General features: G+C 65.2%; 28 protein-coding genes and 1 riboswitch. Of the genes, 15 read left to right on the top strand and 13 right to left on the bottom strand.

What is annotated here, in order from left to right; translation table 11 throughout:
* Window positions 1-6: 6 nt before the first annotated feature.
* Window positions 7-2,727 (bottom strand): methionine synthase, encoded by a 2,721-nt coding sequence (metH, locus tag BVH73_RS06565; protein WP_079417205.1) that lies wholly within the window; start codon window positions 2,725-2,727, stop codon window positions 7-9.
* Between the two features lie 45 nt (window positions 2,728-2,772).
* Window positions 2,773-2,853, bottom strand: a riboswitch (S-adenosyl-L-homocysteine riboswitch).
* A 69-nt stretch (window positions 2,854-2,922) separates the two neighbouring features.
* Between metH and BVH73_RS06560 the strand changes: the two genes are divergently transcribed.
* Complete coding sequence (locus BVH73_RS06560; RefSeq protein ID WP_079417203.1) at window positions 2,923-3,519, top strand: Crp/Fnr family transcriptional regulator; 597 nt, start codon at window positions 2,923-2,925, stop codon at window positions 3,517-3,519.
* 10 nt (window positions 3,520-3,529) lie between these two features.
* On the opposite strand, the gene BVH73_RS15925 is transcribed toward BVH73_RS06560, so the two are convergent.
* On the bottom strand, window positions 3,530-3,694 hold the full coding sequence (locus BVH73_RS15925; RefSeq protein ID WP_169836760.1) for a hypothetical protein: 165 nt from the start codon (window positions 3,692-3,694) through the stop codon (window positions 3,530-3,532).
* Between the two features lie 52 nt (window positions 3,695-3,746).
* The gene (locus tag BVH73_RS06555; RefSeq protein WP_079417201.1) at window positions 3,747-4,421 is read right to left on the bottom strand and encodes a class I SAM-dependent methyltransferase; all 675 of its coding nucleotides are present in this window, start codon (window positions 4,419-4,421) and stop codon (window positions 3,747-3,749) included.
* A gap of 181 nt (window positions 4,422-4,602) precedes the next feature.
* Here BVH73_RS06555 and lipB point away from each other — a divergent pair, with 181 nt between their 5' ends.
* From lipB to BVH73_RS06540, 3 genes are all read left to right on the top strand, one after another.
* Entirely contained in the window at window positions 4,603-5,274 is a 672-nt protein-coding gene (gene lipB, locus BVH73_RS06550; protein WP_079417199.1) for a lipoyl(octanoyl) transferase LipB, read from the top strand.
* Between the two features lie 31 nt (window positions 5,275-5,305).
* The gene (gene lipA, locus BVH73_RS06545) at window positions 5,306-6,271 is read left to right on the top strand and encodes a lipoyl synthase (protein WP_079417197.1); all 966 of its coding nucleotides are present in this window, start codon (window positions 5,306-5,308) and stop codon (window positions 6,269-6,271) included.
* Window positions 6,272-6,361: 90 nt separating this feature from the next.
* Window positions 6,362-6,817 (top strand): DUF3429 domain-containing protein, encoded by a 456-nt coding sequence (locus BVH73_RS06540; RefSeq protein ID WP_079417195.1) that lies wholly within the window; start codon window positions 6,362-6,364, stop codon window positions 6,815-6,817.
* 6 nt (window positions 6,818-6,823) lie between these two features.
* Here BVH73_RS06540 and BVH73_RS06535 read toward each other — a convergent pair whose 3' ends face one another.
* The 3 genes from BVH73_RS06535 to aceB all read right to left on the bottom strand — a co-directional run bounded on the left by BVH73_RS06535 (window position 6,824) and on the right by aceB (window position 10,359).
* The gene (locus tag BVH73_RS06535; RefSeq protein WP_079417193.1) at window positions 6,824-7,306 is read right to left on the bottom strand and encodes a transcriptional repressor; all 483 of its coding nucleotides are present in this window, start codon (window positions 7,304-7,306) and stop codon (window positions 6,824-6,826) included.
* A 50-nt stretch (window positions 7,307-7,356) separates the two neighbouring features.
* A complete protein-coding gene (locus BVH73_RS06530; protein WP_079420404.1) occupies window positions 7,357-8,571 on the bottom strand; it encodes a GGDEF domain-containing protein in 1,215 nt (404 codons plus the stop codon).
* Window positions 8,572-8,772: 201 nt separating this feature from the next.
* Window positions 8,773-10,359, bottom strand: coding sequence for a malate synthase A (gene aceB / locus BVH73_RS06525; protein ID WP_079417191.1), 1,587 nt, complete (start codon window positions 10,357-10,359; stop codon window positions 8,773-8,775).
* On the opposite strand from aceB, the gene BVH73_RS15715 reads away from it, so the two are divergent.
* Together BVH73_RS15715 and BVH73_RS06520 are read left to right on the top strand one after the other, a co-directional pair.
* Window positions 10,358-10,567, top strand: coding sequence for a hypothetical protein (locus BVH73_RS15715; RefSeq protein WP_154048440.1), 210 nt, complete (start codon window positions 10,358-10,360; stop codon window positions 10,565-10,567). The genes aceB and BVH73_RS15715 overlap by 2 nt on opposite strands.
* A 67-nt stretch (window positions 10,568-10,634) precedes the next feature.
* The gene (locus BVH73_RS06520) at window positions 10,635-11,546 is read left to right on the top strand and encodes a LysR family transcriptional regulator (protein ID WP_079417189.1); all 912 of its coding nucleotides are present in this window, start codon (window positions 10,635-10,637) and stop codon (window positions 11,544-11,546) included.
* Between the two features lie 3 nt (window positions 11,547-11,549).
* Here the strand turns inward: BVH73_RS06520 and BVH73_RS06515 are convergent, their stop codons facing one another.
* From BVH73_RS06515 to BVH73_RS06505, 3 genes are all read right to left on the bottom strand, one after another.
* On the bottom strand, window positions 11,550-12,065 hold the full coding sequence (locus BVH73_RS06515; RefSeq protein ID WP_079417188.1) for a peroxiredoxin family protein: 516 nt from the start codon (window positions 12,063-12,065) through the stop codon (window positions 11,550-11,552).
* Between the two features lie 135 nt (window positions 12,066-12,200).
* On the bottom strand, window positions 12,201-12,794 hold the full coding sequence (locus BVH73_RS06510; RefSeq protein WP_079417186.1) for a phospholipase D family nuclease: 594 nt from the start codon (window positions 12,792-12,794) through the stop codon (window positions 12,201-12,203).
* 94 nt (window positions 12,795-12,888) lie between these two features.
* A complete protein-coding gene (locus tag BVH73_RS06505) occupies window positions 12,889-13,188 on the bottom strand; it encodes an SWIB/MDM2 domain-containing protein (protein WP_079417184.1) in 300 nt (99 codons plus the stop codon).
* A gap of 403 nt (window positions 13,189-13,591) precedes the next feature.
* Between BVH73_RS06505 and BVH73_RS06500 the strand changes: the two genes are divergently transcribed.
* Entirely contained in the window at window positions 13,592-14,065 is a 474-nt protein-coding gene (locus tag BVH73_RS06500) for a c-type cytochrome (RefSeq protein WP_079417182.1), read from the top strand.
* 47 nt (window positions 14,066-14,112) lie between these two features.
* Here BVH73_RS06500 and BVH73_RS06495 read toward each other — a convergent pair whose 3' ends face one another.
* From BVH73_RS06495 to BVH73_RS06485, 3 genes are read right to left on the bottom strand one after another with little or no spacing between them, the layout of a single operon-like run.
* Window positions 14,113-14,970, bottom strand: a complete 858-nt coding sequence (locus tag BVH73_RS06495; RefSeq protein ID WP_079417180.1) for a PhzF family phenazine biosynthesis protein — start codon at window positions 14,968-14,970, stop codon at window positions 14,113-14,115.
* Complete coding sequence (locus BVH73_RS06490) at window positions 14,945-16,153, bottom strand: aminotransferase-like domain-containing protein (protein ID WP_079417178.1); 1,209 nt, start codon at window positions 16,151-16,153, stop codon at window positions 14,945-14,947. The genes BVH73_RS06495 and BVH73_RS06490 overlap by 26 nt, the downstream gene beginning before the upstream one ends.
* 3 nt (window positions 16,154-16,156) lie before the next feature.
* Window positions 16,157-17,122 carry a DMT family transporter gene (locus BVH73_RS06485; protein WP_079417176.1) on the bottom strand — a complete coding sequence of 322 codons (966 nt, stop codon included), beginning with the start codon at window positions 17,120-17,122 and terminating at the stop codon, window positions 16,157-16,159.
* 67 nt (window positions 17,123-17,189) lie between these two features.
* Here BVH73_RS06485 and BVH73_RS06480 point away from each other — a divergent pair, with 67 nt between their 5' ends.
* Window positions 17,190-18,665: an aminotransferase-like domain-containing protein gene (locus BVH73_RS06480; protein ID WP_079417174.1), complete on the top strand. Its 1,476-nt coding sequence runs from the start codon at window positions 17,190-17,192 to the stop codon at window positions 18,663-18,665.
* On the opposite strand, the gene BVH73_RS06475 is transcribed toward BVH73_RS06480, so the two are convergent.
* Window positions 18,644-19,786 carry a 3-deoxy-7-phosphoheptulonate synthase gene (locus BVH73_RS06475; protein WP_079417172.1) on the bottom strand — a complete coding sequence of 381 codons (1,143 nt, stop codon included), beginning with the start codon at window positions 19,784-19,786 and terminating at the stop codon, window positions 18,644-18,646. The two genes, BVH73_RS06480 and BVH73_RS06475, sit on opposite strands and share 22 nt — an antisense overlap.
* A gap of 216 nt (window positions 19,787-20,002) precedes the next feature.
* Between BVH73_RS06475 and BVH73_RS06470 the strand changes: the two genes are divergently transcribed.
* The 7 genes from BVH73_RS06470 to BVH73_RS06440 all read left to right on the top strand — a co-directional run bounded on the left by BVH73_RS06470 (window position 20,003) and on the right by BVH73_RS06440 (window position 26,002).
* Complete coding sequence (locus BVH73_RS06470; protein WP_154048439.1) at window positions 20,003-21,136, top strand: helix-turn-helix transcriptional regulator; 1,134 nt, start codon at window positions 20,003-20,005, stop codon at window positions 21,134-21,136.
* Window positions 21,137-21,247: 111 nt separating this feature from the next.
* Window positions 21,248-22,513: a hypothetical protein gene (locus BVH73_RS06465; protein ID WP_154048438.1), complete on the top strand. Its 1,266-nt coding sequence runs from the start codon at window positions 21,248-21,250 to the stop codon at window positions 22,511-22,513.
* Window positions 22,514-22,589: 76 nt separating this feature from the next.
* Entirely contained in the window at window positions 22,590-22,925 is a 336-nt protein-coding gene (locus BVH73_RS06460; RefSeq protein ID WP_079417166.1) for a hypothetical protein, read from the top strand.
* A 58-nt stretch (window positions 22,926-22,983) separates the two neighbouring features.
* The gene (locus BVH73_RS06455; protein WP_154048437.1) at window positions 22,984-23,301 is read left to right on the top strand and encodes a hypothetical protein; all 318 of its coding nucleotides are present in this window, start codon (window positions 22,984-22,986) and stop codon (window positions 23,299-23,301) included.
* Window positions 23,302-23,339: 38 nt separating this feature from the next.
* On the top strand, window positions 23,340-24,335 hold the full coding sequence (locus tag BVH73_RS06450) for a hypothetical protein (protein ID WP_154048436.1): 996 nt from the start codon (window positions 23,340-23,342) through the stop codon (window positions 24,333-24,335).
* 10 nt (window positions 24,336-24,345) lie between these two features.
* Complete coding sequence (locus tag BVH73_RS06445; protein ID WP_079417160.1) at window positions 24,346-25,080, top strand: hypothetical protein; 735 nt, start codon at window positions 24,346-24,348, stop codon at window positions 25,078-25,080.
* A 205-nt stretch (window positions 25,081-25,285) separates the two neighbouring features.
* On the top strand, window positions 25,286-26,002 hold the full coding sequence (locus BVH73_RS06440) for a hypothetical protein (protein WP_079417158.1): 717 nt from the start codon (window positions 25,286-25,288) through the stop codon (window positions 26,000-26,002).
* The last annotated feature ends 2 nt before the right edge of the window (window positions 26,003-26,004 follow it).

Genomic DNA, 26,004 nt, shown 5'->3' with positions numbered 1-26,004 from the left:
GCGGGCTCAGGTCTGCACGGCCACGGCTTCCAGTGAGCGCGCGGCGCGGCGTTCCCAGTCGGCCTTTTGATCGGGGCCGACGGGGCCGACGTTGAAATACTGGGCTTCGGGGTGAGCGAGGTAAAAGCCGCTCACGCTGGCGGCGGGAAGCATGGCCCAGCTTTCGGTCAGCGACATGCCGATGTCCTGCGCCTGCAACGCTGTGAACATGTCGCCCTTGACCGAATGTTCCGGGCAGGCGGGATAGCCAGGCGCAGGGCGGATGCCGCGATACTGCTCGGCGATCATCTCGGCCTGGCTCAGCGATTCTTCGGGCGCATAGGCCCAGAACTCGGTGCGCACGCGCTGGTGCATGCGCTCGGCAAGCCCTTCGGCCAGGCGGTCGGCCAGGGCTTTGAGCATGATGGCGGAGTAGTCGTCGAGATCGGCGAGAAAGGCTTTTTCCTTGGCGTCCACGCCGATGCCGGCGGTCACGGCGAACAGGCCGATGTAGTCGGCGCCGGTGCCCTTGGGGGCGATGAAGTCGGCCAGCGCGCGGTTCGGTCTGGGCACGCCATCGATCACCGGGCGTTCGGTCTGCTGGCGCAGGCCATGCCACACCATCAACTCGGTGCAGCGGCTCTCGTCGGTGTAGATCGCGATGTCGTCATCGTTCACGCTGTTGGCGGGCCACAGTCCGATGACGGCATGCGCCGTGAGCCAGCGACCTTCGATCAGCCGCTTGAGCATGCGCTGGGCATCGCCGTAGACGCGGCGGGCGGATTCGCCCACGATGTCGTCGGTGAGGATGTCGGGAAACTTGCCCGCCAGATCCCAGGTCTGGAAGAACGGCGCCCAGTCGATGCTGGCGGCGATCTCCGCCAGGTCATAGTTGCGGAACACGCGCCGGCCGATGAACTTCGGCACGGGCGGCTGGTAGGCCGACCAGTCGATGCGGGTCTTGTTCGCCCGCGCCTGCTCCAGAGAGACCAGCGGGGTGACGCGCTTGTTCGCGTGCAGCACACGCACCTTCTCGTAATCGGTTTCGATCTCGGCGATATAGGCCGCAGCCTGCTCGGACAGCAGGTTCTGCGCCACGCCCACGCTGCGCGAGGCGTCGGGCACGTACACCACCGGCCCGTCGTAATGCGGGGCGATCTTCACCGCCGTGTGCACCCGGCTGGTCGTGGCACCGCCGATGAGCAGCGGCATCTTGCGGCTGCGGAAATAGTCGTCGCGCTGCATCTCCGCGGCCACATGCTGCATCTCCTCGAGGCTGGGGGTGATGAGGCCGGACAGCCCGATGATGTCGGCGCATTCCTCGCGCGCCTTGGCCAGAATGTCCTTGGCGGGCACCATCACGCCCATGTTCACCACTTCGAAGTTGTTGCACTGGAGCACCACGGTGACGATGTTTTTGCCGATGTCGTGCACGTCGCCCTTCACCGTGGCGATCACGATCTTGCCCTTGGCCCGCACATCGCAGCCCGCGGCCTGCATCTCCAGCTTCTCGGCTTCGATATAGGGCAGCAGATGCGCCACGGCCTGCTTCATCACCCGCGCACTTTTCACCACCTGCGGGAGGAACATCTTGCCCGCGCCGAACAGGTCGCCCACCACATTCATGCCGTCCATCAGCGGGCCTTCGATGACGTGCAGCGGCCGCCCGCCTTCGGCACGCAAGGCCTGCCAGACTTCCTCGGTATCGTCGACGATGAAGTCGGTGATGCCATGGACCAGCGCATGGCTCAGGCGTTGACGCACCGGCAGTTCGCGCCAGGCCAGGCGGGCGGTGTCGTCCTTGGCCGCGCCCCTCACCGCTTCGGCCACTTCGAGCAGGCGCTCGGTGGCATCGGTGCGGCGGTTGAGCACGACGTCTTCCACGCGCTCGCGCAAGGACGGGTCGAGGTCGTCGTAGACCCCGATCATGCCGGCGTTGACGATGCCCATGTCCATTCCGGCCTGAATGGCGTGGTACAGAAACACGGTGTGGATGGCCTCGCGCACCGGCTCGTTGCCGCGAAAGCTGAACGAGACATTGGAGACCCCTCCCGACACCTTGGCGCCCGGCAGGTTCGACTTGATCCAGCGCGTGGCCTCGATGAAATCGACGGCGTAGTTGTTGTGTTCCTCGATGCCGGTGGCGATGGCGAAGATGTTGGGATCGAAGATGATGTCTTCCGGCGGAAAGCCGACCCGCTCCACCAGCAGACGGTAAGCCCGTTCGCAGATCTGTGTCTTGCGGGCGAAGGTGTCGGCCTGCCCCTGTTCGTCAAACGCCATGACCACGGTGGCCGCGCCATAGCGGCGCAGCAGACGGGCCTGGCGCAAAAATTCGGCCTCGCCCTCTTTCATGGAGATGGAATTCACCACCGCCTTGCCCTGCACGCAGCGCAGCCCGGCCTCGATGACCTCCCACTTGGAGCTGTCGATCATCAACGGCACGCGGGCAATGTCGGGCTCGCTCGCCATCAGGTTGAGGAAGCGCACCATCGCGGCCTTGCTGTCGAGCATGGCCTCGTCCATGTTGACGTCGATGATCTGCGCGCCGTTCTCCACTTGCTGGCGCGCCACGGCCAGGGCCTTGTCGTATTCGCCAGCGAGAATCATGCGGGCAAAGACCTTGGAGCCCGTCACGTTGGTGCGCTCGCCAATGTTGACGAACAGCGAGCCGGGGCTAACGACAAGCGGCTCCAGGCCTGAGAGTTGCAAAGGGGGCAGGGCGGGAGGAGTGGCGTCGTGGGACATGGTGATCTCAAGGGGAGTCGGCCTTCGCCACCGCGCAGGTGAAAGAAGGGATGAGCGCCGTTGAGACCCCCAAGCCTGACGCCCGGCGCACATTCGGCGACAGGCGCTGCAACGCTCCTTGGGAAGCCTTATTGTAAAGAAGCGCGCGTGCCCAGGGCATCGGCCCTACCATGTGGCGGTACCCCGCTTTTTGCCATGCCCGCCCTCCCTCCTTCCCAACAGACCGTCCATGCGACCTGGGCGCCGCGCATCGCGCAGTTGCTGTTGCGACAGCCCGGCCATCGCCTCACCGCCGAAGACGCCGTGCTCATCGCCGACCAGATGCAGGTGCGCTGGATGCAGGCGGGCACGCGCTTCATCCAGCAAGACGACGACACGCACGATGGCACCATCCTGATGCTGCTTTACGGCGAGGTCAGCGTGGAGAAAGCCCCGCTGCACCAGGGCGACAGTCTGGTGGTTTCCATCGCCAAGGCCGGGCAGATGTTTGGAGAAATGGGTGTTTTGCTCGATGCGCCTCGCAGTGCGAGCTGTGTGGCCTATTCCGACGTGGCGCTGGCCGAACTCAGCCGCGAGGCCCTGGAGCGCCTGGTGATCGACCACCCGGCGGCGGCGGCGCGGCTGGCGCTGGGCATCGCCAGCCGTCTGGCCGAGCATCTGCGCGACACGTCGAACAAGCTCAGTTCGATGTCGCGCCTGGTCAGCGCCATGCATCCGGCCATCCGCTCGCAGATGTTGGGGCCCAGATCCGGCTTCTCCCCCAGCCAGCTCGACGACCCTTCTCAGGGCTGAACGGCGTTGTCTAAAGCCGTCCGACGGCTTCGGCGGCCAGCCAGCTCACCACGCTGGCGAGCAGGAACACCAGAAATCCGATATGGCTTTCCATGCCCAGCCGCTCGGTGAAGAACCGACGCAGGCCATAGACGGCGAAAGGATAGATGACGACGGAGACGAAAAATCCTAACAAGGCGCGCTTCCTGAAAAAGCCGCCGCTCGCGGTGAACGGCGGGCCATGGCGCCTATTGTGTCGTCCCGGGCGTGTCAGAGGTGTGTGCGGCTGTAAAAGCGCGCTGATAAACGAAAACCGAGGCCGGAGGCGCGTTGCGCCAGGCCAGGCCCGAGCGGTGCACATGCAGCCCGAGTTCCTCGCGCAAGGCGCGTGAAACGGGGCTGGCATGCCCGTAGGTGAACTGGATAAAGCAGCCTCCGGGACGCAGCACCGAAAACGCCTCGCTCAGAATCGAGCGCTGCATGGTGCGCGGCATGGACAGCAGCCCCAGCCCGCTGATGACGGCGTCGGCCGGGCCCTCGGCCAGATAGCCCGAGGACTGGGCCGTGGTGCGCAAGGCGCACGCATCGGCCTGGATGATCTGAAGCTCTGGAAAACGCTGACGCAGCAGACCATGCAGCGAGGCGTCGCGCTCGACCACCAGCAGGTTGGCGCGGTGCACGCCGTGATCGACCAGTGCGCGGGTGAAGGCTCCCGTACCCGCACCGAGCTCGATCACGCGCTGCTGCGCCGGATTGCTGTCGGGCAACAGGGCCAGCGGTTTGAGCATTTTCTGGCTGAGCTGCCGCCCCGAGGGCAGCACCGCGGCCACGCCCATCGGGTCGCGGGCCCAGGCGCTCAGAAAGGTGCGGATCTGCTGCGCAGCGCGTACGCGGGAAACGGATGGGGTTGGTGTGGAGCTCATGCGGATGCAGGACAATTCCTCGGTTTGAAACCCATGTCGTACAAAGCCAGGCAACCCCGCGCCGAAGCGCCAGAACGGCCAGACGGATTGCACGCACACATTGAAGCCGGTTAGGACCGGTCTTGGGCTGTCTCCCTGCTGTTTTTTGATTGTGGATGCCGCAACTGAGCGCAACCTTAGCATGAACCCCGATCCCTTCGAACGCCCCGAACCGCCCGCGCTGAACTGGCATTGGCAGGGTCGGCAGGACTATCTGCCGACCTGGGACGCCATGCGCGCGCTGACCGAAACCCGCACCGCGGCGACGCCCGACCAGCTCTGGGGCGTGGAGCACCCGCCCGTGTTCACCCAGGGCCAGGCGGGTCGCCCGGAGCATCTGCTCGCGGCGCATGAAGTGCCGGTCGTGCAGACCGACCGGGGCGGGCAGATCACCTATCACGGCCCAGGCCAGGCGGTCATCTACCTGCTGCTCGACATTCGCCGACGTCACTGGATGGTGCGCGAGACCGTGCAGCGCATCGAGGAGGCGGTGATCCGCACCCTGGCGCGATGGGACATCGTCGGTCTGCGCCATCCTGGCGCACCGGGCATCTACCTCGCTTCGGGCGAGAAGATCTCGGCCCTCGGGCTCAAGGTGCGCAATGGCTGTACCTATCACGGGGTTGCCATCAACGTGGCCATGGATCTGCAGCCGTTCGGCTGGATCAACCCCTGCGGCTTTCCCGGACTTCGCACCCTCGACATGGCCAGTCTGGGCGTGCACGCCACCGTGGAGCAGGTCGCATGCGCCTTCGCCGAGGAATTCGGGCTGCTCTGGCAGACGCCGGGCGCCGGGCCTACCATGCGCGTCTGAGCCTCAATTTTCGCCTGCCGAGCCCTTACAGATGACCCCGCCCACCCCCCCTCTTGCCGACCCCACGATCAAACAGAAGGGGCAGGCCAAGACCGCTCGCATTCCCATCAAGATCGTGCCCGCGAGCGCCGCGCCGCTGCGCAAGCCCGACTGGATCCGCGTCAAGGCGGCGGCGCCTTCCTCGCAGTTCTATGCCATCAAAGGCCTGCTGCGGGAGCACAAACTGGTGACCGTGTGCGAAGAGGCCAGTTGCCCCAACATCGGTGAATGCTTCGGCAAGGGCACGGCGACCTTCATGATCATGGGCGACAAGTGCACCCGCCGCTGCCCGTTCTGCGACGTCGGTCACGGCCGCCCCGACCCGCTCGACTCCGAAGAGCCCGGCCATCTGGCCCGGGCCATCGCCGCCATGCGGCTGCGTTATGTGGTCATCACCAGCGTGGACCGTGACGATCTGCGCGATGGTGGCGCCCAGCACTTCGTCGACTGCATCCAGACCACGCGCGCGCTGTCGCCCAGCACGCAGATCGAGGTGCTCGTCCCCGATTTCCGCGGCCGGCTCGACAAGGCGCTCGATCTGTTCGCCGCCGGCCTGCCCGACGTGATGAATCACAACCTCGAAACCGTGCCGCGCCTCTACAAACAGGCCCGTCCCGGCGCCGATTACGCCCATTCCCTCAAACTGCTGGCCGATTTCAAGACGCGCTACCCGGGCATACCCACCAAGAGCGGGCTGATGGTCGGCCTGGGTGAAACCGATGATGAAATCCTCGACGTGATGCGCGACATGCGCACGCATGGCATCGACATGCTCACCATCGGCCAGTATCTCGCGCCCACCGGGCACCACCTGCCCGTGGCGCGTTATGTGCACCCCGACACCTTCGCCATGTTCGAGCGCGAGGCGATGGCCATGGGTTTCACCCACGCGGCCGTGGGCGCCATGGTCCGATCTTCGTACCACGCCGATCAGCAGGCGCATGCCGCCGGCCTCTGAGGTCGTGGCTTTGCGCCAGCGCACCTTGCGCCGCCTGGGTTGCGGCGACAATCGGTGCCGACTGTTCCGCATCCTTTTGGAGATCGCCTGATGAAGTTTCCCGCCTATGCGCTTGGCCTGTCCGGGCTCATTCCGTTCATCGCGCTGGGTTTGGCCGCCTGGGTTGCGCCCGAGACCTCGCTGACCGCCGTGGTGGTGATCCAGGCGCAGTATGCCGCGGCCGTCCTGGCGTTTCTCGGCGCGCTGTATTGGGGTGCCGCGTTGGCCCAGCCGGAGGGACAGGTCCAGCGCCCCTGGCTGTTGCTGGGCTGGGGCGTGGTGCTGCCCTTGTGGGCCTGGCGCATGACCTGGGCGTCGAACTGGGTCTACGGCATGAGCGGGCTGTTCATCGGCCTGGCCGTCGCCTACGGGGCCGATGTGATGCTGCGCCGGCAGTTGCCGTGGCCAGCGTGGTTCCTGCAACTGCGTCTGTGGCTCACCCTGGGCTCGCTGTTCGGTCTGGGATTGACCCTGGTGCGTCTCTACACCCTCAAGCCCGCGGGCTGAAACGGGTCACTCGGCCGTGGCCGAGGCGGCGCAGGCCGCGCACAGGCCCTGTACTTCAAGACGCGCGTGCCGGGTGACAAAACCCGTGGCCGCCACGGCCTGGGCGATGGCGGCGTCCATCGGCGCGTTGTGCAATTCCTGCACCTGGCCGCAGCGCTCGCAAAGCAGCAGGTGCGCGGCATGTGGCTGGTCCGGATGGTTGCAGCTGACAAAGGCGTTCAGGCTGTCGACGCGGTGGACCAGCCCTTGTTCCAGCAGGAAGTCGAGCGCGCGGTACACCGTGGGCGGCTTGGCGGCGTGATCCTCGGTGGACAACTGGGCCAGCAGGTCGTACGCCTTCACGGCCTCGGGGCGCGACTGCACCAGTTCCAGCACCCGGCGCCGAAGCGGCGTGAGGCGCACGCCGCGCGCGGCGCATAAGGCTTCGGCCTGCGACAAGGTGTTCTGCGCGGGATGGGAAGGGGGTGCGTGATGGCGATGGGCAGTCATGCGCGCAAGTATGCAACAAGGCGGCAGAGCGCAGGTCGGGCGGGCGTGATTCAGAGGGCAGATGCCGGGGTGGCAAGGTGGGGCGGCTCAAGGTCCATCGAGATGGCCAGGTGCACGCGGTTGCGTCCGGCGGATTTGGCTTCGTAAAGCGCCCGGTCGGCGCGGATGAGCAGATCGTCGAAGGCCTTGTCGGCCGACGCGGCCTGGGCCACGCCGATGCTGACCGTGAAGCTCGGGGCCTCGATGTCCAGCGTCCAGGTGGCCACATGCTGTCGCAGTCGCTCGGCCGCAGCCTGTGCCGATGTCAGCTCGGTCTGTGGCAGAAAAACCAGAAACTCCTCGCCGCCCATGCGGGCCACATGGTCGCTGGGCCGCGTGCCGTCCTGCAGCCGCGTGGCCAGGGCCTTGAGCACCTGATCGCCGACGGCGTGGCCGTGTTCGTCATTGATGCGCTTGAAGTGATCGACGTCGATCATCAGGACGCAGAACGGCAGATCCTTCTGGCGGTAGGACGCCCATTCGCGTTCCAGCAACTGCTGCGCGGCACGCCGGTTGAGCAGGCCCGTGAGGTTGTCGCGCAGCGCGAGATCGCGCAGGCGGCGCACCAGGCGCGCCATCAGCATGCCGCCGTACACGAGGCTGAGAAACGACATGATCACCAGCATGGCCAGCACGAGGGATTCGTTGACGGGATCCGGGCTGCGATACTCCGGCGCGGCTGCATGGCCCAAGAAGACCGCGAGGCCGCGCCAGATCAGTCCGGCGCACAGCAGCAGGGTCGGCATATGCAGCCCCCAGGTGAGGGGCGCGCCGAATTCCGCCGTCATGGGCGCATGCACGCCCCAGACGGCCCGCGCGGCGATCCAGGCGGTGAACAGGCAGACCACGGCGACGCGCCAGTGATCCAGCTCGGCGTCTGATCCGTAGACCAGCAGGCTGATCGCGGCCAGGGCGAGGGTGAGCGTCTGTTCCACGGCATGCGTCGGGCGTTCGAAAAACAGGGCGGCCGCGTGGCGCCCGGCCGCTGCGGAAAGCACCAGCAGGAAATCGGCGATCGAGTGGCCCAGCAGATCGGGCAGAACGCCGCGCAGCGCCAGCAGCGTGACCGAGGCGGCTCCGATGCCGCAAAACAAGGCCCAAAAGCGGGCGCTCCTTCCTGCTTGCCCCGCCAGCCGCTCGATGGCCAGCCAGGCTGCGGCAAAAATGCTCTGCTGCACGGCTACGGCGAGCAGCAGCCATTGGACGGTAGTGAGGCTGAAAGGCATGGGCGTTTCGGACGGCAATGCGCAGGAAGGCCTGTACGCGGCTCATTTTGCATGGCCTGGCCGACCCGACACGCTTTCCCGCAGGGGGTGGGTCGGGAACTGTGGGGTTTTGCCCGCACACTGTCGCAATTCAGCCTTCCTAACGACAAAGCCGCCCAAGGCGGCTTTGTGGTGCCGAAGCGCCTTCCCGGTTCAGCCCACTCAGGCCAGGGCTTCGTACAGGGGCAGGGTGAGGAAGTCGGTGAAGTCCGCGCCGGTGGCCATGGTCTCGAAAATCTGCGCGGCTTTGTCGAACTGGCCTTCGGCTCCGCTGGCTTTCACCTTGGCAAGTTCCTCGGGGATGAGGGCACGGACCATGTCGGAAGTGACCTTGCGGCCGTCGTCGAGCACGCCTTTGGGCGACTGGATCCATTGCCACACCTGGCTGCGGGAGATTTCGGCGGTGGCCGCGTCTTCCATCAGGTTGTGGATGGGCACCGCGCCGCTGCCCGACAGCCAGGCGCCGAGGTAGTGGATGCCGACGTTGATGTTGTTGCGCAACCCGGCCTCGGTGATGGGCGCCTCGGGGCGGAAATCCAGCAGGTCGCTGCCCGCGACGGTGATGTCGTCGCGGGTCTTGGCGATCTGGTTGGGTTTGTCGCCCAGCACGGCGACGAATTCCTCCATCGCCACCTGCACCAGTCCCGGGTGCGCCACCCAGCCGCCGTCGTAGCCGTCGGTAGCGTCACGGCGCTTGTCCATGCGGATGCCCTCCATGGCCTTGGCGTTTTTCTCGGGATCGTTCTTGATGGGGATGAGCGCGCTCATGCCGCCGATGGCTGGCGCCTGGCGCCTGTGGCAGGTCTTGAGCAGCAGCAGGGCGTAGGCGCGCATGAAGGGCACCGTCATGGTGATCTGCGAGCGGTCGGCCAGACAGAAGCTGCGGTCCACCTTGAATTTCTTGATGGCGCTGAAGATGTAGTCCCAGCGGCCGGCGTTCAGCCCGGCGCTGTGTTCGCGCAGTTCGTAGAGGATCTCGTCCATCTCGAAGGCGGCCAGAATGGTCTCGATCAGCACCGTGGCGCGGATGGTGCCCTGCGGCAGGCCGAGGGTGTCCTGCGCCAGCACGAACACATCGTTCCACAGCCGCGCTTCCAGGTGACTCTCCATCTTGGGCAGATAGAAGAAGGGCCCGGCGCCGCGGGCGACCTGCTCGCGCGCGTTGTGGAAGAAGAACAGACCGAAATCGAACAGGCTGCCGCTCACGCGCTGACCGTCCACCAGCATGTGCTTCTCATCGAGGTGCCAGCCCCGAGGGCGCACCTGCAGGGTGGCGATGGTGTCGCCCAGGGCGTAGGTCTTGCCGTTCTGCTCCAGCCGGATGGTGCGGCGGATGGCGTCGAAGAGATTGATCTGCCCCTCGATCTGGTTGTCCCAGTTCGGCGTGTTGGCGTCCTCGAAGTCGGCCATATAGCTGTCGGCGCCGGAGTTGAACGCGTTGATGATCATCTTGCGATCGACCGGGCCGGTAATCTCCACGCGGCGGCGCTCCAGGGCCTTGGGCAGGGGGGCGATGGTCCAGCTGCCGTCGCGCACGGTCTGGGTCTCGGCGAGAAAGTCGGGCCGCTCGCCGGCATCGAGCCGGGCGGTGCGGGCCTTGCGCGCCGCCAGCAGCGCCTGGCGGCGGGGCTCGAAGGCGTGGTGCAGTTTGGCGACGAAGGCCAGCGCCTCGGGCGTGAGGATGCGGTCGAATCCGGGCTGGAGGGATGCGGTCAGGGTGACGCCCTGCGGGGCGTTGAGGGAATTCATGGGGGCGATCTCCGTAAATGTGGACGAGGGCTTGCGTCTGCCGCGTCGCCACGGATTGCGCGGCGCGTCGGCAAACGCCCATCTTTTTGAGATGCCCAGAGTTTATGCTGCACCGCAATCGTTTGACAGCATGGCGTTAACCCTCTTCGTTTTGGCGATGTCAGGATGTCGTCAGGGATGGAATGCGGCAATGCAGCATCGCGCATGAGGGGGCGCCCGGCGGTCTGTCGCACAATCAAGGTTCATGACTTTTTCCGGGGCAATACGCTGCGGCTATGGACAAACTCAAACAGCTGGAGACTTTTGTCGCGGTGGCGACGCGCGGGAGTTTGACGGCCGCCGCGCAGGTCGAAGGGGTTGCGCCGGCCATCATCGGCCGCCGCATTGATGCGCTGGAAGCCCGTCTGGGCGTCAAACTGCTGCTGCGCACCACGCGGCGCATCAGCCTGACCGACGAGGGCAGCGCCTTTCTCGAAGACTGCCAGCGCCTGCTGGCTGAATTGCAGAACGCCGAGGCCAGCGTGAGCGCGGGCGGGGTCAAGGCCAGCGGTCATCTGCGCATCACGGCGCCGGCGGGCTTCGGCCGTCGCCATATCGCGCCGCTGATCCCCGGTTTTCTCGATCAACATCCCGAGGTGAGTCTCTCGCTCGACCTGACCGATCGTCTGGTCGATCTGGTCAACGAAGGCTACGACTGCGCGGTGCGTGTGGGCGATCTGGCCGATTCCTCGCTGGTCAGCCTGCGTCTTGCGGACAATCGGCGCGTCTGCGTGGCGGCGCCGGGCTATCTGCAGCGACACGGCACCCCGGCCGCGCCCGCCGATCTTGCGCGCCACCAGTGTCTGGCGTATTCGTCGGTGAGCAGCCAGCCGCGCGGCTGGATGTTCCAGGCCGACGGCGAGACCATGCATGTGCGGGTGACCGGGCGCATGGACTGCACCGATGGCGCCGTGCTGCACCAATGGTGTCTCGAAGGCCGGGGCATCGCCTGGCGTTCGTTATGGGAAGTCGGGATGAGTCTGCAGGACGGCAAGCTCGTCGCCATCCTCGAAGACTTTGCCGCGCCGCCCAATGGCATCTTCGCGGTGTTCACCCAGCGCAAGCATCAGCCCTTGCGGCTGCGCCTGTGGCTGGACTATCTGAAGCTGCACTTCACCCAGCGGGCGACCATGCAGACGGCCAGCTGAGCGTCAGGCCTGCTGGGCCAGCAGGCGGTCGATGAGCTGGTGGAGTTCGGCAAAGTTGGGGCTGCCGACATACTGCTTGACGATGTGGCCCGACTTGTCGATGAGAAAGCTCGTCGGCGTCAGGCGCACATCCTTGAAGGCCTTGGCCGTCTGCCCGCTGGCGTCGTAGGCCACGGTGAAGGGAAGCTGGCGCTGTTGCGCGAAATGCCGCACAAAGCTCGGATTGTCGTAGCTCATCGCCACGGCCACGAGGTCGAAGCCCTTGGGATTGAGCGCGTCGTAGGTCTTGACCATATCGGGCATTTCACCCACGCAGGTGGTGCAGCTCGTCGCCCAGAAATTCACCAGAACCACCTTGCCGCGGTACGACGAGAGATCGACGGTCTTGCCGTCGAGCAGGCTGAAGCTGGCATTCGGCGCCGCGGGTTTCTGGTCCATCGCCGACCAGCCCAGGTAGCCGCCAACAGCCAAGATGGCCAGAACGATGACGACGAGCAGCGATTTGGGCAGGGATTTCATGGGGAGCCTACAAAGGACATTCGAGGGTTCTGCGACGGACGGATTTTAGGCCGCATCGTCCATGACGCGCGCCACCCTGCCGACAGCACGGCAATTCAGGTCATTCAGCGCCGCCATGGGGGTGAAGCCGCGGCATCAATAAGGCAACTGCACCGGCCGACCCAGAGCCCAGTTGCGCTGCCAGTCGGACTGGTAGTGGGCGGCCAGGTCGGGGGCGTTCCAGACCACCAGCACATTCTCGGCGTTGCGATGCGCCGCCGAGTAGGTGTAGTTGAAGCTGCCGGTCTGCACGGTGCGGCCGTCGATCACCATGTATTTGTCGTGGAAGATCGGATAGACGTCGATCGAGCGCACCGCGATGCCCGCGTTCAACAAGATGCCCAGGGCGTGTTGCGCGTAGCGGGCTTCCTCCTTGAAGTTGCCCTTCCAGTCCACCAGCACCTGAACGTCCACGCCGCGCCTTTTCGCCTGCACCAGGGCCCGTGCAACGTCCGACGAGGTGAACAGATAGGCCGCCATCTGGATGCGCGAGTGGGCCTGCGCAATGGTGCGCAGCACCAGCGCGAGCGCGCCGCCGGACGGTGAAAAGCCGCTGGAGACAGCGCTGGTCGCGGCATCGACAGGCGGCAAGACCGTTTGTGCCTGCGCGGGCAGGACGCCGCTCAGGCCGAAGAGCGCCAGGGTGAGCATCAGTCCCAGAGACCGGGCGCGGGATCGCAAAGCATTCATGAGGGGTCAAGGCATCAAAAAGCCCGGCATCGCCGGGCTTGGTTCAACGAGCCGAAACAGGGGTAGGCCAGGCCTTCCGCCGTGCGGTCGGGTCTTACTTCAGGTGAGCGCCGACCAGCTTGGTCATCTCGAACATGCTGACCTGATCCTTGCCGAAGATCGGCTTGAGCTTGGCGTCGGCGTTGATCATGCGCTTGTTCGCGGCGTCCTGCAGATTGTGCTTTTTGATGTATTCCCACAGCTTCTTCACCACTTCGGTGCGCGGCAGCGGGGTGGTGCCCACGACGGCAGCCAGATGGGCCGAAGGGGTGAGCGGTTTCATGAACGCCGCGCTGGGTTGACGGGTGGTTTTGGCGGCGGTCGCTTTTTTTGCCGCGGGTTTTGCAGTGGCCATATTGATTGCACTCCGAGAGGTTGAGCTTGTTATCCACTGGCGCGTCAGCTGGCCCGAGGGGTTGCTGCGCGCCGTGCAGATTCACCGTTGTCATGGATGGCGGGCCGGAGGTTCCGGCCCGCGGAATGATTGAGCCAATCCGAACCTGCTGGTTGGGCATGACTGCGCCCCGATCGGCGCCACCGTGCAGGAGGATCAAACTCAAACAGGCGCATATTAAGCCGAGCGCAGGCGCTTCCGACGTGCACTGCGCTTTTTTTTTGCGTTTGGGGCCCGGTTTTGTGGCATCGCCGGCGAGGCTGGATCTTGAGCTGCGGCAGCAGATGAGGTCACTTTTGCTTACACTGAATCGGCCGATTGGCATCGTCCCGTCTTTCGTTCCACTCAGCCAGGAGTCTGTTTCATGAACCCAGCCTCATTGCATCCCCGAAAAATCTTTGCCGCCGTGTTTGCCTGCGGTCTTTTGGCCAGCGTGCCGGCGCACGCGCAGTTTGCCAAGCCGCAAGACGCGGTGAAGTACCGTCAGTCGGCGTTCACCGTGATGGCGGCGAGTTTCGGCCGCATCGGCGCCATGGTGCAGGGCAAGGCGCCGTTCGACGCCAAGGCCGCACTGCAGAACGCCGAAGTCGTGGCGTTCATGTCGCATCTGCCCTGGCAGGCCTTCGGTCCGGGCACCGAGCTGCCCGACTCGCATGCAAAGCCTGAAATCTGGAAAGAGATTGACAAGTTCAAGGCCGATGCCGACAAGCTGCAGCAACTCACGCCCAAGCTGGTGGCGGCCGCGAAGACCGGTAAGCTCGACGAGATCAAGGTGGTGTTCGGCGAAACCGCCAAGACCTGCAAGTCCTGCCACGACGCGTTCCGCGAAGAGCTCTGACAGCCTTGCACCCGCGCGCAAACCCGCCGTCGGCGGGTTTGTTTTTTTCAGAGGTCCAGCGTGCCCGCGATGAGTGATTGCACCTCGCCGCCAACCCAGACCTTCCCGGCCGGATCGCGCTGAATGTGCACGCGTCCGGCGCGTCCCAGCTTCGCGCCCTGAGCGGCGACATACTGCGCGGGCAGGACGCCCTGGCCGATCAGCCATTGCGCCAGGCTGGCGTTGAGGCTGCCGGTCACGGGGTCTTCGGGCACGCTCAGCGCTGAGACGAAGCCGCGTGCTTCGATTGCGGCGTCCCCTCCCGGAGTGTGCGGGCCTGCCATGCCGACATTCACGCCCAGGCGCTTGAGCGCGGCATGGTCGGGCTCCACTGCGAGCACGCGCGCGGCGCTGCGCAGCCAGAGGCAGAACCAGCGCGGCCCGTTGTCCAGCCAGGCGCTGCGTTGAATGTCGTCGAGCCCCAGGCCTAGGGCCTGGGCCACGTTGTCCAGCAAACCGGGTTCGATGGGGAGCTCGCGCATTGGCGGCGCGGCAAAGGCGAGTTGCTGCGCGCCGGATGCCTCAGGCGCCACGACGCGTACCTCCACCAGACCGACGCCGCATTGCTGGATCACCACGCCATCGCGTCTGGGCCGGCCGCCCAGTTGCAGCCACGCGGCGCAACTGCCCAAGGTGGGGTGGCCGGCGAAGGGCAGCTCTCCTCCTGGTGTGAAGATGCGCACGCCGTAGTCGGCCTCAGGCGCGCTGGGTTTGAGCAGAAACGTGGTTTCCGACAGCCCGAGCCAGCAGGCGATGGATTGCATGGTGGCCGTATCCAGATCGTCGGCCTGGTCCACCACGGCCAGGGGATTGCCGCGCAGCGGCGCGGGGGCGAAGACATCAAGCTGCAAGAACGGATGGGTCATGGTGCGGGCGGGTCTGGGTCTGCGAAAAGACGGCGCCAAGATGCGCGATGGCGGTGTCGATCTGTTCGGGCGTGGCCGTGGCGTAAGACAGTCGCAGGGTGTTGCGCGGGGCCGTGCCCGCTGCATAGAACGCCGCACCCGGCACATAGGCCACTTTGCGCGCCAGGGCCAGCGGCAGCAGCGCGGTGGCGTCGGCGCCTTCCGGCAGCGACAGCCAGATGAACATGCCGCCCCGCGGTGTTTCCCAGCGCACGGCATCGGGCATGTGGCGGGACAGGGCGGCGAGCATGGCGTCGCGTTGGCCTTGGTAGAGCGCGCGGATGCGGGGCAACTGAGCCTCCAGCACGCCACCTTCCAGTACCTTGAGCACCAGGCGCTGCGTCAGACTCGAGGTCTGCAGGTCGGCGGCCTGACGGGCCAGCGTCAGCTTGGCGATCACCTCAGGCGGGGCGTGGATGTAGCCGAGGCGCAGTCCGGGTGACAGCATCTTGGAGAAGGTGCCCAGCAGAATGCTCTGGCCGGGCAGCCGTGCGGCCAGCGGGGCCGGCGGCGGCTGATCGAACCACAGATCGCCGTAGGGGTTGTCTTCCACCAGGGCGATGGGGCGGCCCCGCAAGGCCTGCGCCCAGTGCGCGCGGCGTGCGGCGGTCATGGTCTGCCCCGTGGGATTGCGGAAGTTGGGCTGCAGATAGACCATGCGCGCGCCGCGATGCGCCGGGGCGTCCAGCGTCGGCAGCGCGCCCTCGGCATCGTCGTCGAGATCGGCAAAGCGTGGCCCGTAAGGCGCGAAGGCCTGCAGCGCGCCGAGATAAGTCGGGCGTTCCACCAGCACGGTGCTGGCCGGATCGATCAAGACGCGCCCCACCAGATCGAGCCCCTGCTGCGACCCGCTGGTGATGAGCACCTCGTCAAGCTGGGCCGGGATGCCCTGTGCACGCAATTGCACGGCCACCCACTCGCGCAGAGGTGCAATGCCTTCGCTCGGGCCATATTGCAGCGCCCCCTGGGCCTGCGTGTCGAGCACGTCGACGCAGGCCGCACGCAAGGCCTGCACCGGAAAGCTCTCCGGCGCGGGCAGACCGCCGGCCAGCGAGATCATGCAGGGCTGCTCGGTGAGCTTGAGCAATTCGCGAATCGGGGAAACGGTGTAGTGCGCGCTGCGCTGCGACAAGGTGATGGCCATGGGTCAACTCCGGGAGCCAGGAACAGGGTGCGGCGCCTCATGCACTGGCATGCGCCGCGCGACAAAAACGACGGCCAGCACGGCGCCAGCGAACAACAAGGTGGTGAGATCGAGCACTTCATGCAGCAAGGCCGCCGCGGCCAGCATCGACAAGAAAGGTTGTAGCAGTTGCAGCTGCGAGATGCGCACGGTGCCGCCCAGGGCGAGGGCCCGGTACCAGGCCAGGAAACCCAGCCACATCGACACCACGGCCACATAAGCGAAACCGCTCCAGGCCGAGAGCTGCACCGGGGCAACGGGGCGCAGCCACCACGCTGCAGGCACGGTGAGGGGCAGGCTGAGCACCAGCGCCCAACCGATCACCTGCCCGGCGGGGCGCGACCGCGTGAGATGGCCGCCCAGGGCATAGCCCACCGCGGCCGACAGCATGGCCGCCGCCAGCAGACCATCGGCCAGGCGCAGCTTCAGGACCAGAGGCCCTGAACCGTGCAGCAGGGCGTAGGTCATCACCAGGGCGGCGCCCAGAAGGGCGCAGAGCCAGAACCCGGCAGACGGACGCTGACCTGCCAGCAGCGCGCCTAGCGCCGCGGTGAACAAGGGCAGCAGGGCCAGAATGAGCGAGGCGTGCACCGCATCGACCTCACGCAGGGCGATGGAGGTCAGCAAGGGGAAGCCGAACACCACACCGCCTGCCATCGCGGCCAGCAGAGCCCAGTCGCGGCGACCGGGCAAGGGCGCGCGTTGCCATACCAGCCAGAGGGCTGCGAGCACGCCCGCCACTGCAGCGCGCCCCAGCGCCACGAACTCGGGCGACAGTTGCGGCGCCTGGGTCGAACCGACGGCCAGGCGCGTCATCGGCAGCGAAAGCGCAAACAGCCCCACGCCGAGCAGACCCAGGGCCAGCGCCTTGCCGTGCGCGGAGGTCCGGGCGCGCGATCGCGTGGTGGCGGAGGCGGATGGTGTGGACATGCTTTGCAGCTTAGAGTTCAATGCAATACAGTACCAATACACTCAATCAGTACAAAAGAAGGCCTGTATGGCGAATTTGACCGATACAGTTTTCGCATCAAGCGAGGCGGCCACGCTGCAACGCCATGCCGCGGCCACCCTGGCGGAGCAGCTTGCGGCGCAGTTTGCCGCCCGCATCCGCAACCGTTTGCTGCCCCCTGGCAGCCGCCTGCCCTCGGTGCGCGACTGTGCGAGGCGCTATGGGCTGAGCACGCAAACCGTGGTGGCGGCCTACGACCGGCTGCAGGCTCTCGGGCTGGTGGAGGCGCGCGCTCAGCGAGGGTATTTCGTGCGTGCGACCGAGGAGGCGCTAGCGCCTTCAATAGCCAGGCGTGGCGCTGCGCAGACCGAGGTTGCGGCGCCCATGATGCCGCCCACGCACGCCACCGCTCTGGTGCGCGGCATGTTTCATCAGATGGGGGCAGGCGCCGCGGTGGCGCTGCGTGGCGCGCCCGGCTCAGGCGTGCTGCCCGCGCCATGGCTGGAAAGCCCGGCGTTGGGGTCGGCTCTGCGGCGCATCGCCCGCGCGAACGAGTTGGAGCAGGCTTCGCTGCACTACGGGCATCCGCAGGGTGACCTGGCTTTGCGCGAGGCCTTGTCGCGGCAATTGGCCGGTTTGTCCCTACAGGCCCCGCCGCAACAGATTCTGACCACGAACGGTGCATCGCAGGCCCTGGATCTGGTGCTTCGCGCGCTCACGCGCCCCGGCGACGCGGTGCTGGTCGAGAGCCCCGGCTGGGCGATGCAGTTTGCACAGATGGCACACCATGGGCTCAAACTGCTGCCCGTCCCCCGAGGTGCCGACGGCCCCGATCTGGACATCCTCGATCAATTGGCCCGCGCCCACGCGCCGCGCCTGTTCATCTGCGTGAGCGTGCTGCACAACCCCACGGGGCAGAGTCTCAGCGCGGCCAGTGCGCACCGCGTGCTGCAGCTCGCGCAGCGTTACGGTTTTCAGGTGGTCGAGGACGATGTCTATGCCGCCCTGGCCGAGACCAGCAGTCCGCGCATGAGCGTGCTCGACCAGTTGGAGCACACCATTTATCTCAGCGGATTTTCCAAGATCCTTGCGCCCGGCTGGCGGGTGGGTTTCGTGGCCGCGGCACCGGGCATCATCGACCGCCTGATCGACCAGAAGTTGCTGGCCGTGCTCACCACCCCCACGCTCAGCGAACGGGCTCTGGCCCATGTGCTCGGGCAGGGACAGCTGCGGCGCACCACGCAGCAGGTGCGCGATCGTCTGGATGCGGCGCGCGCGCGTGCGGTGCGGTGGGCCGAGAAAGCGGGCTGCCGTTTCGTCACCCCGCCGCGCGGACTGCTGGGCTGGGTGGATACCGGCGTGGACACAGCCACGCTGGCGCAGCGCCTGCTCGATGCCGGTTATCTACTCGCTCCCGGCCACCTGTTCGATCCTCAGCAGCAACCCTCCACCCGCATGCGCATCAACTTCACGCAGACTCAGGACGAAGCCTTCTGGCGCGCCTACGCCGCAGCACGGGGCTGAGGTGCTCCGCCTGACCGGCGCGCCCGCACCGCATCGGCCAGCCCGCGCAGCAAGGGGACCGTATCGTCCCAGCTCAGGCAGGCGTCGGTGATGGACACACCGGGCGCGGGCGTCTGGCCGGGCTTGAGATCCTGCCGACCCTCGCACAGATGGCTTTCGACCATCACGCCGACGATGCGCCGCTCGCCCGCGGCGATGCGCTGCGCGATGCTGGCGGCCACCTCCATCTGCTTGCGCGGCTGCTTGGCCGAATTGGCGTGCGAACAGTCGATCATCACCTGTTCGCGCTGACCCGCCTTGGCGAGCACGGCACAGGCCGCGTCCACTGAAGCGGCGTCGAAATTCGGCGCCTTGCCACCGCGCAGGATGACGTGGCAATCGGCATTGCCGCGGGTCTCGAAAATCGCCGCCACGCCCATCTTGGTCATGCCCATGAAAGCATGGCCGCTGGCCGCCGACACCATGGCATCGGCCGCCACCTGCACCCCGCCGTCGGTGCCGTTCTTGAATCCCACCGGGCAACTCAGACCCGACGCGAGCTGGCGGTGGCTCTGGCTTTCCGTCGTGCGCGCGCCGATCGCGCCCCAGGCGATCAGGTCGCTGAAATACTGCGGCGACAGCAGATCGAGAAACTCGGTGCCCGCGGGCAGCCCCAGGGCATTGATGTCGAGCAGCAACTGCCGCGCGCGCTGCAGACCCTCGTTGATGCGGAAGCTGCCATCCAGCCGGGGGTCGTTGATGTAGCCTTTCCAGCCCACGGTGGTGCGCGGCTTCTCGAAGTACACGCGCATCACCACGACGAGCGCGTCATCCAGCGCACCCGCCTCGGCCTTGAGGCGTCGGGCGTAGTCCATCGCCTGATCGTGATCGTGGATCGAGCATGGCCCGACCACCACGACCAGACGGTCGTCCTGCCCTTGCAGCACCTCGGCGATGGCCGTGCGGCTGCGCTCCACTACGGCCTCCACCGCCTCGGTGACCGGCAACTCTCCGAGCAGCAGCGCAGGCGATACCAAGGCCCGCACCGCCTTGATGCGGGTATCGTCGATGCGAGTGGTGTCGAGCGTGCCGTCGAGCACACCGGCTTCGTGATCGTGAGTGGGGTCGTCGATGCGGGGCATGAAATTTTCCAGGCTAGGGTCCTGGGGCTGATGTTAGAGGCCACGAAGTATCGGATGACGCACTTTGCGTGATGTTTTGTTCCTCCGCGCCTTCTGTCCGAGTGAAACAAGACGAAACAAGAAGGGACAAGGCATGCCAATCTGTTTCATCATGTGCTTTCGAGTGCGCACGCACTACAGCTGGCTGTTCGTTGGTTTCCGCAGGGAGTTTTAGCCATGATCCCTCCGCCCCATGTCCTGCAAGACCTAATCGAGGCCATTTACTGCGCGGCGCTGTCACCAGTGGCCTGGAGTCACGTTGCGTCGTTGCTGCGGGAGCAGTTTGGTAGCGTGATGGAATCGTTTTATGTGCTCGATCCCGCACTGGGCACGGTAACCAGCCTGTACATGCAGGGTGTCGAAGAACGCTGGGTCGAATCATTGCCCGAGATGTTTTTTCGTGACGACAATCCGTTTACCGCCCATGCCCTCGTGCTCAACAAGCCCGGTACGGTACGCACCAGCGAAAATCTGTCAGCGCTATTAGGCAAGGATGAGCTGCCTTTCACACATAGTGCCTATTTCAACGAGTGGATGCGGCCACAGGGCTTTCGCCATACTCTGGGAACGACGGTGTCAGCCAGCGGCATGCGCTCGGCGAACGTCAGCTTGTTCCGGGCCACCGACCAGCGCGCTTTCAATGATCCTGATGCAGTAGCGCTGGACCTGCTCGCGCGTCATTTTGGTTTTGCCCTGCGCATGCACGAGCGACTGGCCGAAGCTGACGTGACCGCCGCTGCGGCGATCGATGCCCTGGAACTGCTGCATTCTCCGTTGGCTGTCGTCGATGGACGGCGGTGTCTGATTTACGCGAGCCCAGGTCTGGAAACGATGCTTCGCATGGGTGAGATTCTGTTTCTGTCCGCCAGTCGCCTCAGTGCGAGCATGCCGCAGGATGACGACAAGCTCGCCCGCATCGTGCATGACGTCGTCAATGCGAAGACCACCGCCGTCACTCGTTGCATCCTGGGCCCAGAGGGTGGGGCAGCGTTGCATGTGCAGGCATTCCCCTTAGTTCGCCCGAACTTCACGGGGTCGCCAGGACCTCGGCATGTCGTGCTGCTCATTACGGGAACGGAAGCCGCCAGTCACCACCGTCTCGAGGAACTCGCGCGACGTTTCGGCCTCACCCGTTCCCAGGCGCGTCTGGCATCAGCGCTGTGCGGCGGGTCGACGCTGCGAGAGGCAGCCGACCGCTGTGGCATCAGCTACGGCACGGCACGCGGCTACCTGAAGATGATCTTTTTGAAGACAGGCACCCATCGTCAGACGGATTTGGTGACCCTGCTACTTGTCGACGCCCGTCGTTAGCGAGATCCCCCGGATCATGGGGCAGGATTGCTCCCAAATGGGAGGTGTGACGTCCTCTCAGGCTGCCTACAGTCCAACAAACATAACGATGTGTCGACAAAGAGGACGGCCATGCTCCCCCTATTTCACCCATCTCATCTTGCCCGGATCGAGTACGAGCGCGCCACGGCACACTGGACGCCACGCCCAGCCTTTGTCGCGCTGATGGTCTTTGCAGGGCTTGGAGCCATCGGCACGGCCTGGGCCTCCGATCCCTGTGCGGGCGCCACGCACTGCCGGGTAGATGGCTCGCTGATGAGTCAGGTCGTGCAAGTGAATGTGACCGATTCGGGCGGCGTGACGGCCTACCACGGGGTGCGTACCACGATTCGCTTTACCAACCTGGGCCAGACGCCGATCACTCTTGGCTATCAGGACCGATCCAGCCGCGTCAGCGACGACCGCGGCCTGAACTACAAGTGGTCGAGCAAAGCAGAAGGCATCGGACGTGTAACGCGTGACAGCGCGGACCCGCAGTTTCAGCTGGCTCCTGGGGAATCGCGCGATGCAAACTTCACCAGCGTGCTGCAGTACAACGTGCGAAACAGCGCACCGGGCCAGGTCTTCGAGCAGGATCTCACCCTGGTGCAATTGGCGGTGCTGTCCGATGGCAAGGTGCGCTCGACGCGCACGATGGCAATGACCTTTACAGGCTTGGGCGCGACTGCGGGTCTTGGGGCGGGCGCAGTACCGCCTGGCATTGCGCCAGTTACCGCAGCGCCAGCCAACGCGGCCGATGCCTGCGGGGGGCAAGCGAATTGCCAAGTGCAGGGGCCGATCCGAGTGCAGGTGGTCGGCGTCAACGTGACCGACTCAGGTGGCGTCACCGCCTACCACACGGTGCGGACCACGCTGCGCATTCAGAACACCGGCGCAGAGCCCTTGATCCTCGCCTATCCCTACGAATCGGCTGAACTTACCGACGACCAGGGGTTGAGCTATGGCTGGGGCAAAAAGGGAGGGACCGAGGCCAGGTATGTGCATGGCATTGGCATGCTCCATGGCGGCGCGGTGGACACCAGCTTTCAGCTCGCTCCTGGTGAGGCGCGAGAGGCAAGCTACGACAGCGTCCTCCAATACAACACCCGCCACGCCCATCCAGGCACAGTGTTCAGCTTTGACATCACCCTGGCCCAGCTAGTCCTTTTGGGCAACAGGCAGGTGCAAACCCAGCATCAGTACACGATGAACTTCCCCAACCTCCATGCCACTTCGGGTCTTGGCGGTCTTGGCGGTCTTGGCGGTCTTGGTAGTGGTGGTAGTGGTGGCGAGGGGGCGGCGAACGCCGCGCAGGCCGTTGGTCAAATCGTCAATCTGCTCAAGGGGCTGGGCAAGTGATTCGTCAATGTGAACACTGCGGCCGGACAGCAGGGCGCGAATGCGCTTCGTCGTGTGCCGGCCATATGGAGAAGCCATGTATCAACGTATCCCCATGATCTGGCTGTGCGTCGCGGCAGCGCTCATAGTCGGCATGCTGTCTGGCTGCGGCAACAAAACCCTGGACGGCACATACCTGCCCAATGGCGAACAGAGCTACACCTACGACCGGCTCACCTTCTCGCCGGACGGTACCGTTGTGGCGTCGTTCAGCGGCAAGCCGTTGAGTCCGCACGGCTACAAGATCGTTGACAACCAGGTGAGGCTGCAGATCAACCAGTGGCCGCACAACCTGAACATGCGCGACGACGGTTGCCTGGTCGGCACCGGAGAAAGCAATATGCACGGCGTGTATTGCAAGCAGCAGAACTGATGATGCCGACATGTCTTTGGGTCAATCCGGCGCACCACGTCTCATGGAGGGTTTCATCATGACAACGCATTCCAGACCGATCCGCAGAGTCGCCTTTCTGCTCAGTGGACTAAGCCTTGCCGCTTTGCTGGGCAGTTGCGGAAGCCATCTCTCCGGGACCTACGGGAAAGAATCGGACGGAGCACAGTTCACCTTCAAGTCAGGCGGCAAGGTGGACATTGAGCTCATGGGCGGCATGGCAGCGATGGAGGGTTCCTACACCGTGGAAGATGGCAAGGTGAAGGTGATGTTCCCGCAAGGTGTCGGTCAAGTCTTCAAGCTCGACGGTGACTGCCTCAATGGCGGCGCGATGTACGGAAAACTTTGCAAGCAATGAGCCGCGGATTCCTGCCATTCCACCCTTCGGAGACTGCCATGCCCGTGCTTTGTCGACAAACCCTTCCAATCCTCGCTATGGCCCTGGTGCTCGCTGCCTGCAGCAAGCCAGACAAGCCCGTAACCGCAACGGGTGCAGGGCAGACCACTGCGGTGCAGTCCGACCAGAACGCCACTGCCGAGCAGGTGGCCAAGGAAGCGCGTGGCGATCTGCAATGTCCGGCCAAACTCACAACTGCGGCACCCGGTGCCAATGTGCCAACGGATGATGTGATCGGAGTGCGCCCAGGGTTGACTTACGAAGAGGCTGCCAATCTGGTGATGTGCAGCAACGATCTGCTTGTCGTCACGGCCGAAAACGGTCGAGGATTCAACATCAACACTTACGGTCAAAAAGTCCGCCAGGGATTCATCGCTCGTTTTGCGGAACCCAAGGTCTTCAAGACCGGCAAGGAGATCATCAAGGAAATGGAAGCCGAGGCCACGGCGCGCGGCATGAACGCGGTGCGCGAAGATCTCAAACCCGGGCAGGTGAAATGGTTTGTCGGCACCATGGGCCTTCCCGGCCAGGAGCATGTCCTGAGCGTAGCGCGAGAAGAGCGTTTCGCCTCGGATCAGACCCCCACAGTCGATACGGTAAAGGCGGCGCTGATCAAGAAATACGGCGATCCCACACGCACCATGTCCACGCAGTCGGGCTACCGGTCGGTTTTCACGACGTTGGTGTGGGCTTACGACCCACTGGGCCGCCGCATTCCAGAAACCTCGCCTCTTTACGACCGTTGTACGGGCGTTGCAGATCCGGATCAGGGAGCCAATCTGTCACCCGACTGCGGCATCGCCGTGGCCGCGAACATCATCGCCGTACGCGACAACCATGCTCTGGTCGACCGCCTTCAGGTTGGCGTGATGGACCAGTCCGGGGGCTACAAGATGATCGCCGCCACAGAGCAGGGTTTGCGACAAGGCGATCAGCAGCGACAGGCGCAAGAGGTGCAGAAAGCCTCGAAGGACGCCAAGGCGCCTTCGCTGTGAGGGATCAATCATGCGTGTCGTGACGGCCCTGGTGACGCTCGTCGGTGGCATTTCGCTTGCCGCATCAATCGGGGGTTGCGGTCGCGCCGAGACCACGGCGGTCTCGACCGAGCCGGGGCCTGGTGCGGCCGCCGTGGCCCTGCCCGCGCCTGCTCCACAGCCCGCCCAGGCGGTTGCTCCGCTGGCTGGGCGCACCCGCACGCTGACTAACCCCGACAAGATGACCATGGTGTACCTGTACAACACACTCGCAGGCATTCCACCGCCGATCGATCAGTGGGTGGAGGATGACAGGCGCGTGAGCGAAGCCCGGCCCGCCGACAAGGCCGCGCAGCGGCTGGCGGTGCGGGCTGAGATCGCCGCTGGCCTCGCCGCCGTGCGCGACATCGGCCGCATCCGGTTCACACTCGGTAGCGCCAACCTCAGCGACTACGACCCGACTTACAAGGAATTCACCGTAGGCGCCCTGTCGCCCAGCTCGCAAGTGACGTTCCAGGCGCGCAGGCAGACCGTGAACCTGCAGTTCACCAACGGCGAGGCCGCTCAGCACTGGTCGGTGCCGCCCGATGCTGCGCAGGCCATCCGCGACCGGGTGAACGGCGGCGCCACCCTGGAGGTGCTGGTGCGCATCACCGGTGTGCAACCCGGCGCGGATGGCGGCGCGGTGCTTTCCGCCGTCGAACACTACGAACTACGCGCCAGGGATGGCACGACTCTGGCACGAGTGGATGTGCCCGCATCCTGAACACCGACATCCCGCAAATTGGTTGCTCCGCGATATGAAGACCTCATGGCTACGTCTGTTACTGGCGGCGGCCTTCTGCCTGACACCCTTCGCGACAAGGGCGTCAAGCTTATCCGTAGCTTTTGGTGCCAAGCCTACCCCGGCCCAGTCTGCCGCCATTCGCCGGGCAGCCGCAAGCGATTTCGCGGAGGTCGGTCCGCACAAAATGGCCTACACCCTCGGGCAAGCCGATCTCAACGGTGATGGACGTCCGGATCTGATCGTCTGGTATCAAGTCAGCGACTTCTGCGGCAGCACAGGATGTTCCGGCGTGATCGTGCTCGCCACACCGTCCGGCTACTCCAGTCAATCCATCGGGCTCCCCAACTTTCAGGGCAACCTCACCGTCCTCCCCAGCCAGCACCATGGCATGCACGATCTGCAATTCGATGACAGCCCGGTCTGGCAATGGAGTGGTAGCGACTACGCCATTGCCAAAGCCGATCTGCCTGGTGCCAATGCTCCGGCCTGGACGACGCGCCAATCCCCGGGTCGCCCGCTGATGGCGGTGGCCACACCGATCAATTCGTCGATTGCCAAGTTGCTGATGTTCTGCGAGCAAGGGACGCCGCTGCTGGCCATGCTGACCCAGACTCCGTTGCCATCCGGACCCTTGACGCTGACCTTCGGTTTCCGCGGATGGACGGTCAACGTGCCGATGTGGCAGAACGCCAATGACCCGAAGCTGTGGATTGCCAACGTGGCGGGTTCCGATCTGCCCTTGTGGCTGGCGCATCGCGGCCGTACCGCCACGACCGACAAACTCGCGCGGCTGGCCGACGCGTCCTACCTGCGCATCGATGGCAGCCTGCAGGGGCAGATCTCTCTGGCCGATTCCGCCAGGTCCACCCAAGCCGCGCTCAGCCCCTGCTATCGCTATTGAGC

Origin of the sequence: Thiomonas intermedia (assembly GCF_002028405.1) — a bacterium.
In the GTDB taxonomy this organism is placed as follows: Bacteria; Pseudomonadota; Gammaproteobacteria; order Burkholderiales; family Burkholderiaceae_C; genus Thiomonas; species Thiomonas intermedia.
Note: the sequence above shows the minus strand (reverse complement) of the source record. Positions and strands in the feature narration are given on the sequence as shown.

Coding starts and splice junctions, on each gene's coding strand:
- metH (WP_079417205.1), bottom strand. CDS start 2,727: ATGTCCCACGACGCCACTCCTCCCGCCCTGCCCCCTTTGCAACTCTCA.
- BVH73_RS06560 (WP_079417203.1), top strand. CDS start 2,923: ATGCCCGCCCTCCCTCCTTCCCAACAGACCGTCCATGCGACCTGGGCG.
- BVH73_RS06555 (WP_079417201.1), bottom strand. CDS start 4,421: ATGAGCTCCACACCAACCCCATCCGTTTCCCGCGTACGCGCTGCGCAG.
- lipB (WP_079417199.1), top strand. CDS start 4,603: ATGAACCCCGATCCCTTCGAACGCCCCGAACCGCCCGCGCTGAACTGG.
- lipA (WP_079417197.1), top strand. CDS start 5,306: ATGACCCCGCCCACCCCCCCTCTTGCCGACCCCACGATCAAACAGAAG.
- BVH73_RS06540 (WP_079417195.1), top strand. CDS start 6,362: ATGAAGTTTCCCGCCTATGCGCTTGGCCTGTCCGGGCTCATTCCGTTC.
- BVH73_RS06535 (WP_079417193.1), bottom strand. CDS start 7,306: ATGACTGCCCATCGCCATCACGCACCCCCTTCCCATCCCGCGCAGAAC.
- BVH73_RS06530 (WP_079420404.1), bottom strand. CDS start 8,571: ATGCCTTTCAGCCTCACTACCGTCCAATGGCTGCTGCTCGCCGTAGCC.
- BVH73_RS15715 (WP_154048440.1), top strand. CDS start 10,358: ATGGGGGCGATCTCCGTAAATGTGGACGAGGGCTTGCGTCTGCCGCGT.
- aceB (WP_079417191.1), bottom strand. CDS start 10,359: ATGAATTCCCTCAACGCCCCGCAGGGCGTCACCCTGACCGCATCCCTC.
- BVH73_RS06520 (WP_079417189.1), top strand. CDS start 10,635: ATGGACAAACTCAAACAGCTGGAGACTTTTGTCGCGGTGGCGACGCGC.
- BVH73_RS06515 (WP_079417188.1), bottom strand. CDS start 12,065: ATGAAATCCCTGCCCAAATCGCTGCTCGTCGTCATCGTTCTGGCCATC.
- BVH73_RS06510 (WP_079417186.1), bottom strand. CDS start 12,794: ATGAATGCTTTGCGATCCCGCGCCCGGTCTCTGGGACTGATGCTCACC.
- BVH73_RS06505 (WP_079417184.1), bottom strand. CDS start 13,188: ATGGCCACTGCAAAACCCGCGGCAAAAAAAGCGACCGCCGCCAAAACC.
- BVH73_RS06500 (WP_079417182.1), top strand. CDS start 13,592: ATGAACCCAGCCTCATTGCATCCCCGAAAAATCTTTGCCGCCGTGTTT.
- BVH73_RS06495 (WP_079417180.1), bottom strand. CDS start 14,970: ATGACCCATCCGTTCTTGCAGCTTGATGTCTTCGCCCCCGCGCCGCTG.
- BVH73_RS06490 (WP_079417178.1), bottom strand. CDS start 16,153: ATGGCCATCACCTTGTCGCAGCGCAGCGCGCACTACACCGTTTCCCCG.
- BVH73_RS06485 (WP_079417176.1), bottom strand. CDS start 17,122: ATGTCCACACCATCCGCCTCCGCCACCACGCGATCGCGCGCCCGGACC.
- BVH73_RS06480 (WP_079417174.1), top strand. CDS start 17,190: ATGGCGAATTTGACCGATACAGTTTTCGCATCAAGCGAGGCGGCCACG.
- BVH73_RS06475 (WP_079417172.1), bottom strand. CDS start 19,786: ATGCCCCGCATCGACGACCCCACTCACGATCACGAAGCCGGTGTGCTC.
- BVH73_RS06470 (WP_154048439.1), top strand. CDS start 20,003: ATGATCCCTCCGCCCCATGTCCTGCAAGACCTAATCGAGGCCATTTAC.
- BVH73_RS06465 (WP_154048438.1), top strand. CDS start 21,248: ATGCTCCCCCTATTTCACCCATCTCATCTTGCCCGGATCGAGTACGAG.
- BVH73_RS06460 (WP_079417166.1), top strand. CDS start 22,590: ATGTATCAACGTATCCCCATGATCTGGCTGTGCGTCGCGGCAGCGCTC.
- BVH73_RS06455 (WP_154048437.1), top strand. CDS start 22,984: ATGACAACGCATTCCAGACCGATCCGCAGAGTCGCCTTTCTGCTCAGT.
- BVH73_RS06450 (WP_154048436.1), top strand. CDS start 23,340: ATGCCCGTGCTTTGTCGACAAACCCTTCCAATCCTCGCTATGGCCCTG.
- BVH73_RS06445 (WP_079417160.1), top strand. CDS start 24,346: ATGCGTGTCGTGACGGCCCTGGTGACGCTCGTCGGTGGCATTTCGCTT.
- BVH73_RS06440 (WP_079417158.1), top strand. CDS start 25,286: ATGGCCTACACCCTCGGGCAAGCCGATCTCAACGGTGATGGACGTCCG.